Annotated in this window: 10 protein-coding genes; 5 read left to right on the forward strand and 5 right to left on the reverse strand. The window is 68.8% G+C overall.

All coding sequences use genetic code 11. From position 1 onward, the window contains the following. Positions 1-180: 180 nt before the first annotated feature. Positions 181-3,213, reverse strand: coding sequence for a family 16 glycoside hydrolase (locus tag AB0M95_RS30860; protein ID WP_363772070.1), 3,033 nt, complete (start codon positions 3,211-3,213; stop codon positions 181-183). A gap of 422 nt (positions 3,214-3,635) precedes the next feature. Between AB0M95_RS30860 and AB0M95_RS30865 the strand changes: the two genes are divergently transcribed. The 4 genes from AB0M95_RS30865 (at position 3,636) to AB0M95_RS30880 (ending at position 7,515) form a co-directional block, all read left to right on the forward strand. Beyond that, positions 3,636-4,580, forward strand: coding sequence for an ABC transporter permease (locus AB0M95_RS30865; protein WP_363772073.1), 945 nt, complete (start codon positions 3,636-3,638; stop codon positions 4,578-4,580). A gap of 51 nt (positions 4,581-4,631) precedes the next feature. After that, positions 4,632-5,639 carry an ABC transporter substrate-binding protein gene (locus AB0M95_RS30870; protein WP_363772076.1) on the forward strand — a complete coding sequence of 336 codons (1,008 nt, stop codon included), beginning with the start codon at positions 4,632-4,634 and terminating at the stop codon, positions 5,637-5,639. A gap of 7 nt (positions 5,640-5,646) precedes the next feature. Next, positions 5,647-6,441: an ABC transporter ATP-binding protein gene (locus AB0M95_RS30875; protein ID WP_363772079.1), complete on the forward strand. Its 795-nt coding sequence runs from the start codon at positions 5,647-5,649 to the stop codon at positions 6,439-6,441. 330 nt (positions 6,442-6,771) lie between these two features. Beyond that, positions 6,772-7,515, forward strand: coding sequence for a cupin (locus AB0M95_RS30880; RefSeq protein ID WP_363772082.1), 744 nt, complete (start codon positions 6,772-6,774; stop codon positions 7,513-7,515). Positions 7,516-7,669: 154 nt separating this feature from the next. On the opposite strand, the gene AB0M95_RS30885 is transcribed toward AB0M95_RS30880, so the two are convergent. The 4 genes from AB0M95_RS30885 to AB0M95_RS30900 all read right to left on the reverse strand — a co-directional run bounded on the left by AB0M95_RS30885 (position 7,670) and on the right by AB0M95_RS30900 (position 12,444). Then, a complete protein-coding gene (locus AB0M95_RS30885) occupies positions 7,670-8,746 on the reverse strand; it encodes a Glu/Leu/Phe/Val dehydrogenase dimerization domain-containing protein (protein ID WP_363772085.1) in 1,077 nt (358 codons plus the stop codon). Further along, a complete protein-coding gene (locus AB0M95_RS30890; RefSeq protein WP_363772088.1) occupies positions 8,728-9,759 on the reverse strand; it encodes a dipeptidase in 1,032 nt (343 codons plus the stop codon). Before AB0M95_RS30890 ends, AB0M95_RS30885 begins: the two co-directional genes overlap by 19 nt. Further along, positions 9,756-11,003: a serine hydrolase domain-containing protein gene (locus tag AB0M95_RS30895; protein ID WP_363772091.1), complete on the reverse strand. Its 1,248-nt coding sequence runs from the start codon at positions 11,001-11,003 to the stop codon at positions 9,756-9,758. The genes AB0M95_RS30890 and AB0M95_RS30895 overlap by 4 nt, the downstream gene beginning before the upstream one ends. Before the next feature lie 226 nt (positions 11,004-11,229). Further along, complete coding sequence (locus AB0M95_RS30900; RefSeq protein WP_363772094.1) at positions 11,230-12,444, reverse strand: FAD-dependent oxidoreductase; 1,215 nt, start codon at positions 12,442-12,444, stop codon at positions 11,230-11,232. Between the two features lie 74 nt (positions 12,445-12,518). Here AB0M95_RS30900 and AB0M95_RS30905 point away from each other — a divergent pair, with 74 nt between their 5' ends. Next, complete coding sequence (locus AB0M95_RS30905; protein WP_363772097.1) at positions 12,519-13,448, forward strand: ornithine cyclodeaminase family protein; 930 nt, start codon at positions 12,519-12,521, stop codon at positions 13,446-13,448. The last annotated feature ends 43 nt before the right edge of the window (positions 13,449-13,491 follow it).

A 13,491-nucleotide genomic window follows, 5' to 3' on the forward strand; every position in this document is an offset into this window, starting at 1 on the left:
ACTCCTCGTTGTCCCGGGACGTACGCGGGACGAGCCGCGACGCCCGTGAGGCCTTCGCGGCGCCAGGCGGCGATGGTCTGAGGAGGGCCGCCGTGGTCCGGGTGCTTGGTGGCGCCAAAGGGGAACCCTCGCGACGCCTTGCGTCGCAAGGGTCACCCTCGCGGTGTCGGCGGCTCGGTGTCAGAGCCGTTCGATCCAGATGTTGCGGAATCGTGGGTTGGCGCCGGGGTCGCCGTGGTCCTGTAGCTTGATTTGGCCCGGGGCCGGGTCTTCCGGCTTGCCCGCGCCGGTCGGGCCGTCGATGGCCACGTTGTTGTGCACCAGCTTTCCGTTCCACCGCACGGTCATCCGCGCGTTCTCCACCTTCTTCCCCGAGCTGTCGAAGCGCGCCGCGCGGAACTCGATGTCGTACGTCTGCCACGTGCCGGTCGGCCGCGCCGCGTTCACGTCCGGCGCCTTCTTCAGATAGATGGCACCGGCGCCGTTGAGCTCCGGGGGGCGCCCGTAGGACTCCAGCACCTGCAGTTCGTAGCTCTCGTAGATGTACACGCCGCTGTTGCCGCGGGCCTGCCCGGTGACCTCCGGCGGGTAGCTCGGCTCGTACCACTCGACGTGCATGCGGAAGTCGCCGAACCGATCCTTCGTGCGGATGTCACCGCCCAACGACTCCATCGACCCGTTCGCCACGGGCCACGTCGCCGGGCCGCCGGACGCCTTCTCCCACGCGTCGAGGTTGGCGCCGTTGAACAGCGTGATCCGCTTCGTCGGCGTCACCGTGATCTTGTCCAGGTTCACGTGTCCGGTGTCGGTCGCCTCATAGACGTAGGAGATGGTGTTGGCGCCGGGGCGCAGCGTCACCGCCTCCACCTGGGTCGCCCACTTGTCCCAGCTGCCGGTGGCGGCGAGCCAGATCTGCTTCTCCTTCTTGCCGTTGACGTACAGGCTCATCGACTTCGATACCGGGTTGGGGCTCGGGTTCGGGCCGTTCGAGTACCGCAGTGCGATGTCGTGGCGGCCACCCTGGTCGGCGCGGACGGCGAACGTGGTGCTGCTGCCCGGTTCCCAGTTTCGGTCGACGAAACCGGCGCCCGAGTAGCCGGTGTGGTTGGTGTTCCACCCGGCCCCGCCGGCCAACTTGGCGGACTCCGCCTCGTACTCGGGCGGCGCCACCGTGCCGTCGGTCAGCCGGTTGAGCGTGTACCACGCCTCGGTGCTCCACAGCTCCTCACCGGACGCCGAGGCGAACGGGCGCGGGGAGTGCACGTACACCACGTGGCCCGGCTTCAGGCCCGCGAGCTTCAGCGTCACCTTCTTGCGGTCCTTCGACAGCGTCGCCGAGGTGACGTCGAGGTTCTGCTGATCGACCTTCGGGCCGCCGTACTGGGGCGTCGGCACGTACCGCCACTGTTCGGCCTTGTACTTGGCGGCGAGGTACTGCGCGGTCTCGTCGGACAGCGGCTGCGTGTACTCGAGCTCGAAGCCGCCACTGATGGCCCGCATCTTGTAGATGTCGAACGCGTTGGTGCCGTTGACACTGAGCTTCTGCAGGCCGTACTTGAGCTTGCCGGCCTGGCCCCAGTTGCCCGCCCAGCCGATGCCACCGGTGTAGATCGCGCCGTCCGGGCCGAGGCTGATCCGGCTCACCCCGGACTCGAGCCCCTGGGTCATGCGGAACACGGCGCCCTGGTACTCGCCGGCGACCTTCTCCAGGTATGCGCGTTGCAGGCCGCCGTAGGTCACGTCGCCGAACACCATCTGGCCCTTGAACACGCCGTTGGGCAGCACGATCGGGTTGCTCGGCGAGTTGGAGATCTCGTTGTGCGGTAACCACAGCACGGGTTCGGTCACCGGCTGGCTGTCGTACGGGCCACTCGGGTTGGTGTAGTGGTTGTAGAAGGCGCCCTTCTTGATCCGCAACAGCTTCGACGCCGGCAGATACATGCCCTGGTTGTCGGTGACGAAGATGTCGCCCTCCGGCCCCCAGCCGAGGCCGTTGGGCGTGCGCAGCCCACCCGCCACATAGGACACTTCACCGGTGCGCTTGTTGACCTTGAGGGTGCTGCCGCGGTTGGGTACGGGCTGCGGGTTCGCGGTCGCGCCACCGGGGACCATCGCGATGCCCGTGGTGATGTAGAAGTACCCGTCCTTGTACAGCAGGCCGAACGCGAACTCGTGGTAGTTGCCGCCGAACGGCCAGGTCGCGATCTTGCGGTACTCGTCGGCGACCTCGTCACCGGTCTTGTCGACGAGCGCGGTCAGCTGGTGCTTCTCGGACACGTAGATGGTGCCGTCGACGTACTTGAGCCCCATCGGTTCCCGCAGGTCGTGGGCGATCCGCTTCATGGTCACCTTGGACGGGTCGGTGTTGCCGGTGACGCCGTCGAGAAGGTAAACCTCGCCGATCACGGTCTCCCGGTCGCCGCCCCAGGTGGCGATGGCCAGCCGGCCGTCCGGCAGCCAGTCCATGCCGGTGACCTGCGGCTCGAAGCCGTCCGGACGTAGGTTCGTCAGCGTGTAGTCCGGGTGCACATCGGTCAGCGGCAGACCGTCGCCAGGGGCGTCGGTGACGCCCTCGCACTGCTTGCGGCCGGGCGAGGTGACCCGCACGACCTCGGAGTCGGTGCTCAGTACCGAGTTCGGCACGAGGGTATAACCGGCCGCGCCAGGCGGCCGCCACTCGAGCTTCAGCCGTTGGTCGAAGTCGGCGTCGAAGTGGTCGATGTGCAGCGCGTGGTAGCCCGCGGTCAGGTCGATCGAGCCGTCCTTCGCGGTGGCGCCGTGGCGGCCGGGGTGGTCGATCACCTTGGTGCCGTCGAGCGAGAACCGTGCGCCGTCGTCGCTGGTGAGCCGGAAGTCGTAGGCCCCGGCGGTGGATATGTTTAGGTAACCGCTTACCTCGGTGACGAACCGGTCCGCGAACCCGAAGTCCGCGGTGGTCGACCAGTCGATCGTCGGCATCACCTTGTCGATGTTGGGCGTCTGGCCTGGTTTCAGCGTGCAGTAGTCGTTCAGGGGCACCTGCACGTCGAACACGCGCAACGTCACGCCCGGTTCCTGGGGCGGGATGTCGGCCTGGGCGGACGCGTGGACGGGGACCTGCGTCGACGCGAGCGGCAGGAGCAACGCGGCGGCGGCCGCGGCGGCGGCTGCGCCAAGCCACCGTCGCCTGCGTGCCGACCGGCTGGTGATCGGGGGGGCTGTGCTGTGATCCATCTTCCCTCACAGTGGCTGGGTGACCTCGAACGGACCTGTGACCAGGATCAACGAAGTCGGGTAAGCGTTTTCCTAGGAAAGCGCTTTCGAGGTAAACAGAGAATAGGCCGATGGTCAAGGGTCCCCTCGGAGGGCAGTTCGCGAGTTGATGTCCCTTTTTGTCGCTGGGGTTGGAAGAGGCGGGCTGGTCGGGGGGTTGGCTGCTCACATCCGGCGCACCGCTGTCCTCAGGGGACAGTGATGCGCATTTCAGAAGCTGCGTCCCTTTCAGGGCTGAATCGATTGAAAAGAACCGTTGACGGGGGTGTGCCCGGCTGGTTACGGTCATGGCAATCGGAGCTAGGAAAGCCCTTTCCCACCCCTGTGAGACGGTCGCTCCCAGCTTCCGCCCCACGGTGATCCGACCTAGAGAAGGAGTGCCCGTGCCGAACCAAGCGGCTGACCACGGCATTGGCCTGGCTGCGGAGAACCGGTCTGAGACGACGACTCCGACAGGGGCACGGGCCGGGACGTCCACCGAGGTAACCGCACGGTCGGCTCGCCCGCCCGCCCCGACCGGGCGAGCCGACCGTCCTGGCATACGCCTGCTGCGCTTCGCCGAGGCGCTCTGGCGGCCTGCGCTTCTGCTCGCCGCCGTCTTCGCCGCCTGGTGGCTCGTCGCCGCGCTCGGATGGATGCCGAACTACCTGCTGCCCACCCCGGGCCAGGTCTGGGAGACCGTGATCGAGGACTGGTCGTTTCTGATGCGGAACACGTATGTGACGCTGTATGAGACGGTCATCGGCTTCATCCTGGCCGCCCTGCTGGGTCTGGGTACCGCCGTCCTGATCGCCTACTCGCGCACGATGGAGAAGGCCATCTACCCCATCGTCCTCTTCGCCCAGGTGATTCCGAAGATCGCGATCGCCCCGCTCCTCGTGGTCTGGTTCGGCGTGGGACTCGCACCGAAGATCGTCCTCGCCGTTCTCATCGCGTTCTTTCCGGTCGTCATCTCGGGGGTGGCCGGCCTGCGATCGACGGATCCGGAGCTGATCGACTTGTCCGCGACCATGGGCGCCGGCCCGTGGAAGACGTTCCGCAAGATCCGATTCCCGAACTCGCTCCCGCATCTGATGGCCGGGCTGAAGGTCGCCGTGACCCTGGCGGTGGTCGGGGCCGTCGTCGGCGAGTTCGTCGGTGCCGACGAGGGCCTCGGCTACGTACTGCTGCTGGCCAACGGCAATCTGGACGCCGCGTTGCTCTTCGCCGACCTGTTCCTGATGTCGCTGATCGGCATCGTCCTGTTCGTCGTCGTCGAGGTAGCGGAGGCACTGCTCATCCCGTGGCACGCCAGCCGCCGCACCGGCGTACCGCTGACCACGTCCTGAATCGTTCCTCGCCCCCCAACCCCCCGTCGGATGCTTCAGGAGGCATCACCAATGAGACGTCTTGCATATATCGCCGCCGCGCTCCTGCTGGCGGGAACGGTGGCCGCCTGCGGCGGCAGCGACGGCGAGCAGTCGGGCGCCGCCGACGGCAAGAAAAAGGTAAGCCTGACCCTGAACTGGGTTCCCTACGGCGAACACGCTCCGTTCTACTACGGGCTCAAGAAGGGCTTCTACGATGCCGAGGGAATCCAGCTGACGATCAAGCCCGGCGGAGGGTCCGGGAAGACCGTCCAGGCGGTGGCCCAGGAGCAGACCGACTTCGGCTGGGCGGACACTCCGCCACTGCTCAAGGGCATCACCTCGGGCATGAAGGTCAAGAGCGTGGGGGTGTTCCTGCAGAAGGGCCCGGCTTCCATCGAATCCCTCGCCGAGACCGGCATCAAGACACCCGCCGACCTCAAGGGCAGGACCGTGGGCGGCACCCCGGGCGATGCCATCTACGCCACCTTCCCCGCATGGCTCAAGGCCAACGGGCTTTCCGAGACGGACGTCAAGGTGGTCAACCTCGACGCGGCCGGGAAGATCGCCGCTCTCGCCGAGGGCAAGGTCGACGCCATCCAGGGCTTCTTCCACGATCAGGCGCCGACCATCGAGGCCAGAACCGGCAAGGACGTCGATTACCTGCTCTACGCCGACTGGGGGATGAACATGCTCGGCACCGGCCTGGTGGTCAACGAGAGCACGCTGAGCAAGGACCCGGAAATGGTGAAGGCGTTCGTGCGGGCCACCCAGAAGTCCTGGAGCGAGGCGGCCAAGGACATCCCCGGCGCCGCCGACGCGATGGCCGAACTGGCCGAGAACGAGCCGGAGAAGGACGTACTGGTCAAGCAGCTGACGCTGGCCGTGCCGCTGCTCGACGTCGCCGCCGGCGGCACGCCAGGGGTCAACGCCGAGACGAAGTGGACCGAGACCATCAATCTGATGAGCCAGTACGCCGCCCTCGAAGACCCCGGCGCCCCGTCGAAGTACTGGGACGGCTCCTACGGCAGCAACGGGTGAGCCGGCGATGACCACAGCCGCGGCGACGCTGACCGACACCGCGATCGACATCACCGACCTGACCGTCCAGTTCCAGTCGAAACGATCCCAGACCCTGGCCGTCGACAACGTCACCCTACGGGTCGACGCCGGCGAGTTCGTCACGATCGTGGGACCATCCGGGTGCGGGAAATCAACCCTGCTCAAGATCATCGCCGGTCTGGTCAAGCCGACCAGCGGTACGGTCGCCCTCCTCGGCCGGCCGGTCACCCAGCCGCAGAAGAACATCGGCTTCGTCTTCCAGCGGGCGGCCCTGCTCGAGTGGCGAGGTGTGCGTAAGAACATCTTGCTGCAGGCAGAGATGCGTGGGCTGGGACGGGCGTCGGCTGCCCGGCGGGCCGACGAACTGATCGAGCTCACCGGCCTGACCGGCTTCGAAAATGCGCTCCCACACGAGCTGTCGGGCGGTATGCAGCAGCGTGTGGCCCTCTGCCGGGCCCTGCTGCACCAACCGCCGGTGCTCCTCATGGACGAGCCGTTCGGAGCGCTCGACGCGTTGACCCGAGAGCAGCTCAACACCGAGTTGAACCGGATCTGGCAAGAGACCGGGACCACCATCGTCCTGGTCACCCACTCCATCGCCGAGGCGGTGTTCCTCGGCACCCGGGTCGAGGTGATGAGCCCGCGTCCGGGCCGGATCGTGCGCACCCTCGCGGTCGACCTGCCCCCCGGCCGGGACTACGCGCAGGTGATGTCCGACGAACGGTTCGACCGGTTGGCCACGCAGATCCGCGAACTACTCGGTTCGGGAGCCAACCACTGACCGGTGGCCACGCGCCGAGGCGGCAGGCCGACGCCGGCGGGGCATGGCCCGACTCGGTGCGGCACCCGCCGCGCTGATCCTGGGCGCTAGGGATCGCGCACCGGCACGGCGCGGCCGTGCCGGTGCTCGGCCTGGCCGGGGGTGCCGCACTGATGGCGCTGTCGCAGCCGGCAACCGGATCGCCGTGCTCACCACGCCGGCGCACTCGCCCTGGTCGCCGTATGTGTGGTACGCGGCCGGTGTTGACGGTCAACGTGCGCGGCATTAGCGTCGAGCCATGGCCAGGAAAACCCTTTCCCGCGGCATGTCCCCCCGAGACAGGCGATGCCGATGAGCATTTCGTCGCAGCGAGTCGTGCCCGTCGCACCGCTGCCGGGCGGGGTCGGAGTCTCCCGGCTCTGCGTTTACGACGCAGTCGCTCCGGACGGCGAGATCGGCGGCACCCCTCACCTGCACCTGTGCTGCACCGAGGCGTACGTGGTGACAGCCGGATCGGGGCTCGTGCAGACTCTCACGCTTTCCGGATATCGGGAGACTCGGTTGCATCCGGGGGCAGTTGTCTGGTTCGCTCCGGGGACGATCCACCGGCTGGTCAACAAAGGTGGACTGGAGATCATCGTCCTCATGCAGAACAGCGGTCTTCCAGAGGCGGGCGACGCCGTGCTCACTCTTCCGCCGGACCTGCTCGCCGATCCGGCGACGTACGCGGCCGCCGTAGCGCTGCCCGACGGTGGTGCGCCGGGTGCGGACATCACCGTCGCATATGCTCGGCGTGACCTCGCCGTACGCGGCTTCGAGCGGTTGCGGGCCGCCGCGCTGGCGGGCGATCTCACCCCGTTGCGCGAGTTCCATGCCGCAGCGATCCGCCTTGTCCGGCCGCACGTGGACGACTGGCGGCGGAGATGGCGCAGCGGCGCGTGGCGGGCGGCCGACGAGACTGGACACCAGCTGGACGCGCTCGCTCGCGGCGAAGCGCCACACCTGGCCGAGGCGCAGGTCTACCAGATGGCAGAGCCACGCGATCGTGGCCGGTTGGGCATGTGCGGCCTGCTCGACACCTATCCGGTGAGTTGACCCGGGGGAGAACGGCACGCATTTCCGACACAGTGTCGAGCGCGGCGACATGCATTCGGAGGTGCCCGGGTTGGCGAAGCACACGTCGATGCCCGCGCCGACCCGTGTGGATCAGGGACCGTGCGCCGTTCGTCTCGCTCCTGATTCGGCCGCATCAGTCCACGAAGGGCTCTGCGGTCGTGGGGTCGGTGAGGCGTGCGATCGCGTCCGCCAGCGCCGTCGCCAGTGGCGTCACCCCGTCTCGTTCGGCGCGGGCGAACACCGAGGCGAGCCGGTCGCCGATCCGCCGCACGTCGGACAGCGCCACCTCGGGGGAGATCCCGTCCAGAGACACCTCGACGCCGTAGATGACACCGCCCGCGTTGACGATGAAGTCGGGTGCCCAGAGAACTCCCCGCTCGGCCAGGGTATCGGCCACCGCGTCGTCGGAGAGCTGGTTGTTGGCCGGCCCGACGATCGCCGCGCACCGCAGCCGGGGTACGGTGTCCGGGGTGAGGATCCCGCCGAGGGCCGCGGGAACGAGGAGATCGGTCTCGGTGAACAGGGCTTCGCCGGGCTCGGTCCAGGCGGCGCTGAGCTCGCCGGCGATCGCCTGCCTGGCCGGGTCGATGTCGGAGACGGTGAGCTTGGCCCCGGCGGCGGCGAGCCGCCGGGCCAGCCGCTGCCCCACCTGCCCGAGCCCGACCACGCAGGCGCGGCGGCCGTTGAGGTCGGCCGTCCCGAACACCTGGCGTGCGGTGGCTTCGATCGCGGCGTACACCCCGACCGAGGTCGGCTCCGCCGGTTCTCCTATCCCGCCGACGCTTGTCGGCAGGCAGTCCGCCCATGGCGTCTGTTCGCGGACGATGAGCATGTCCTCGGTGTGCATCCCGACGTCCTCACCGACGATGAACGCCCCGCCGAGGCTGTCGATGAGGTCACCGAGGTCCCGCAATACCGCTTCGCGGCGCTCGGCCGACAGCACGGTACCCGGGGGCAGCGCGATGACGGCCTTTCCGCCGCCGTGCGCCAGACCGGCGGCCGCGTTCTTCAGGGACATGGCCGCCGACAGCCGCAGGGCGTCGGTGAGACCGTCGCGCCAGTTGGGGTAGGTCCACAGGCGCGCGCCGCCGACGGCGTTGCCAAGCGTTGTCGAGTGCACCGCCGCGATGACCGGAAGGCCGGAGCGTCTGCCGTGGTGCAGCACGACCCGCTCGTGGTCGAAAGCCGCGTCTACTGTGGAATCTTGCATGATTTCCCCTGGAGAATGCGGACGAAATTGGCGCCGAGGATCTTGCGGATCACCGGCTCGGAAAAGCCGTGGTGTAGCAGGGCGTCGGTGACCAGCGGCAGGCCGGCGGGCCCTTCGAGACCGGGTACCAGGATCTCTGTGTTGGTGCCTTCGAGAATCAGTGGCCGGTCGCACGTGGGAACCTTCTCCTCGAACACTTCGGCGATGAAGTCGCTGCCGAGCCCGACGTGGTCTTCCCCGGCGATGTCCACGATGTGCGCGATGTGCTCGACCAGGTGCTCGATCCTGGGTTTCTCGTGGGTGAGGAATCCGGCGAAGAAGTTCACCCCGATCACGCCGCCGGTGGCGGCGATCCCGCGCAACTGGTCGTCGGTGAGGTTGCGGTGGTGCCGGTGCACGGCGTAGGCGCACGAGTGCGTCGCGACGACCGGCCTGGTCGCCAGCTCCAGGATGTGCTCGACGCTGGCGCGTCCCACGTGCGAGACGTCGATCAGCACGCCAAGCTGATCGAGCAGGGCGACCGCGTCGACCCCGGCCTTGGTGAGCCGGCCGCCGGTGGCGTCCTCCGCGGATCCGTCCGCGAGCATGGTGCGGCCGTAATGGGTGAAGGACACGATCCGCACACCGAGGCGTGCCAAGGTCTGGAGCAGTTCGATGTCGTCGTCGATCTGCGGGCATCCTTCGAGGGCGAGCACCAACGCGATGCGGCCCGAGGTCAGGGCGGCATCGATCTCCGCGCCGGTGCGGCACAAGGCGACGACGTCGGCGTTTCCCTCGGCGATCCGATGCGCCGCTTCGATCATCCGCAGCGATTCCCGCAGGGCGCCCTCCGGCCGGAATTCGTTGTCGATGTACACGGGAAGCACCTGCACGTCGACGCCACCCTCGCGCAGTTGCGGGTACCAGCGTTCGCGGAAGTACGACGCCCACACCGATCGCGGGCGCCGCACGACCAGCATCAGCAGATCGTTGTGGACGTCGGCGACGACGGCTTCGTGGTGCAGCCGGGTCATTCCGCCTCCGCTTCCCGGCGCAGCACCCGCAGGGCGGCATGCAGCCGGCGAGGTGTCGGGCCGGCCATGTCGAAGAAGGAGAGCTCGGTCCGGACCTCGTCGAAATCGACCCAGAACGCGTCGCCCTCCTGGTGGCGCAGGGCGGCTTCGGGCCCGCCCAGCGGATTCGACGCGAACAGCGTGCCCTCGTCGAGCCGGATATCGATTGCGAAGTTGGACGAGATGTACCGCCCGGCGTACCGCTCGGGATCACGGGGGCCAGGCCCGGCAGGCGGTGCCGGTTCGTGCGTGCCGAGCATGGCGTGCACGACCGCGCGGCCGGCCCGTTCGCCCTGCGGGTAGTTGGTCACCACCGCGACGGCGCGGCCGTTGCCGGGCTCGGCGAACGCCAGCACGGATGTGCCGCCGATGTGCTCCACCGCTTGCCGCCCCACACGCGACAGTGACCAGCCCAGGCCCCAGCCGGACACGCGCAAGGACCGTCCGGGCAAGGTGATCTGGCAGTCGCGCATCTCGGCGGCGAGTTCGGCGGGAAGCAACTCCCGCCCGTCGGCGGTGCGGCCCGTAGCGCACGCGAACGCGAGCAGGGCGGCGTCGCGGGCGGTGCCGTGCAAAGTCGAGCCGGAGGCCTCGTACAGCTTCCCGACACGGGGCCACATCTCTCCTGGCCGCAGCCCGCCGTGGCCGTCGGAAACCAGATCGGGGACGAACGACGGGGCAGGCTCGGTGGTCACTCCGGTCGCCCCGACCGGTCCGAGGATCCGGTCTGTCAACTGCTTTTCCCACGACGAACCGCTCACGCGCTCGATCAGCCGGCCGAGCACGACGTAACCGGAGTTCGCATAGGAATGTGTCTCGCCCGGCGCGCCGGTCACGCCCGCTTTCCCGACCGCCGCCAGCAACTCGTCGAAGCCGCCGTAACGCTGCCACACATCCGCCAGGCCGCCGGAGTGGCACAGCAGCATCCGGACCGTGACCTCATTCGCGTGCGGGCCCAAGGCGGCGGCCTCGGGCACGTGCGCCACAACGGGATCGTCGAACGAGACCGATCCTGCCGCCACGAGTTGCGCGACCATCGTCGCGGTGAGCACCTTGGTCACCGAGCCGAAGGCGAACGTCGGGGCGGTGCCGGCGGGGCCGGCCACCGCCTCGGTCGCGTGACCGTCCTCGAGCACGCAGGCGGCGGCGACCGCCTGCTGGGGGCAGGCGTCCCGGAGAACCTCGTTCAGCATCGCGGGTTTCACAATCATCCTCCTCATCGGGCGAGGGCCATTTCATTCTGTGCTGTGGTCTCGATCCTGGCCGGTAGGGCAAGGCTCAACAGCACGGCCACGACGACCACGGCGGCACCGACCACGAAAGCGGTACGGAAGTCGCTCCATGGCGCGTGAGCACGAGCGCCGCGAGGACGGCCCGGGAACGGTTCGGGAGGGGGGGTGGGAACGGTCATGGCGGAACCCTTCAGGGGTTTCAGGAGGAACGAAGTGGACTGCCTTTCCGGGTGAACAGGTGGGCGATTATCCGGCCGGTGGCCGGTGCGAGGGTGACACCGAGGGGGCCGTGGCCGGTGGCCGCGACAAGGTTGTCGCGCACCGGGCGGATGATCGGCAGCCCGTTGGGGGTCATCGGCCGGGCGCCGCGCCACGCGACGCCGGAGTCGGTGATCGTGCGCATCGCGGGGATCGCCGCTTCGGCGACGGCGCGCAGCGTGGCGATGGCCTCCGGGCGCGGCGCCTGCGATGCCCGCCCGCCGAACTCCATCCCGCCGGTCATGCGGATCCGGTCCGGGCCGGAGTTCACCACGACGTGCTCGTCGGCGAACTGCACCGCGTGGCGCAGCAGGGGAGCATGCGTCGGCAGGGTGAGGCTCCAGCCGTAGCCGGGCTCCACCGGCAGCCGGACGCCGAACAACCGGCCGACCGCGGCGGTGTCGGCACCGGTCGCGAGGACGAACGCCCTTCCGGCAACGGTCGGGCCGGTGGTCTCCACCGCGTCGATCCGGCCGGCGGCGGTCCGTACGCCGACCACTCGCTCGGCGTGGAACACCGCCCCGTGCCGTACGGCGGCCTCGGCGAAGGCCTGAGTCGTGCGCTCGGGATCGAGGGCGGCGTCGCCCGGGAATCGGATGGCGCCGACGAACCCGCTCGCCAGGCCCGGTTCGATCGCGGCGAGGGCGTCGGGATCGAGTTCTTCGGAACGCACCCCGATCGCGGCGAGCTTGCGTGCCGTGCGCACCTCGGCCGCCCACGTCCGCCGGTCGCGGACGAGGTGCAGGAAGCCGTCGCTCCACAGCGGAAAGTCCGCTTCGGACCGGAGTTGGTCGTAGCCGCGCCGGCTGAACTCGGCCAGCGCATGCAGCACCCGCACGTCCCGCCACGCCCGACCCGGCCGCGAAGCCAGTACGAACCGGGCAAGCCAGGCAAGGGTGCGCGCCGACACCGGACCGGCCAGCGTGGCCGGGGCTCTTCCCAGCAATGAACGGAGTCCGGTGACCAGAGCGTCCGGATTGGACATAGGCAGGGTGTAGCTGGGCACGACCAGGCCGGCGTTGCCCGCCGAAGCGCCCTTTCCGGGCGCGGGGTCGAGCACCACTACGTCGATTCCCGACCGGGCAAGGAAGTAGGCCACGCAACTGCCCACCACGCCGCCGCCGATCACGATGACATCCGCCCGTTCCAGGGTCATCCGGCCTCCTTGATGGTCAAGTCCCTTAGGTGTAATACCTTATACATAAGGTGTCAAGAGTGAAGGAGGGAATCGTGACCGCTGCCGAGCAGGTAATGAGCGCGAGGGAGATCCGGGCGCGCGTGCTCATGCCCGATGCCATCGAGGCGATCCGCGCCGTGCTGAGGGAAGTCGCGGCGGGGAACTTCACGATGCCGCCGCGCCTCCCTCTCGGGGACGGGCGTGTCCTGGTGATGACCGCTTATCATCGTCCGACCGGTGCCGCGGCCGTCAAGACGCTCAGCGTCGAGTTCGGCCGGACGCCGGCGATCACGGGCACGGTGGTGTGGACCGATCCGGCGCAGCGATGGGTGGCGGACGCGGAGGCCATCACGACGATCCGCACCGGTGCCGTCGTCGGTGCGGCCACCGATGTTCTCGCCGGGCCGAACGCGTCCGTGCTCGCCCTGCTCGGCACCGGCGGCCAGGCCGCCGATCAGGTGCGAGCCGTGCAGACCGTCCGGCCCCTGACCGCATTGACGGCGTACGACCTCGATCCCGCCCGGGCCGAGTCCTTCGCCGAGGCGATGGCGGCAGAACTGCCCGGCGTCCGGGTGCGGATCGCAGGGCGCGTCGCCGATGCCCTGGCGGATGCCGAGATCGTCTGCTGCGCGACACCGTCGAGTACTCCCCTGTTCCCCCTCGAGGCCCTGCCGCCGCGGGTGCATGTCAACGCCATCGGTTCGTTCCGGCCCACCATGCGGGAACTGCCCGACGAACTCATCGCCACGGCCGACCTCGTGGTCGTCGAGCACTTGCCGGCGGCGATGAGCGAGGCGGGCGAGATCATCCACGCGCTCAACCGCGGTTCCCGCCGACGCGGGGAGATCCAGGAACTCGCGCCGCTGCTCGGCACCCGTCCGGAGACGACAGGGCGCACGGTGTTCAAGACCGTCGGCATCGCCGCGCAGGACTGGGCCATCGCCCGGTTGCTCGCCCACCAGTCGGTCGCGGCATCGGCGTGAGAGCTGCGATACCTCACACATGAGGTTCAACCGATCTATGCTG

The sequence above is a fragment of the Sphaerisporangium sp. NPDC051017 genome (genome assembly GCF_040683095.1).
In the GTDB taxonomy this organism is placed as follows: domain Bacteria; phylum Actinomycetota; class Actinomycetes; order Streptosporangiales; family Streptosporangiaceae; genus Sphaerisporangium.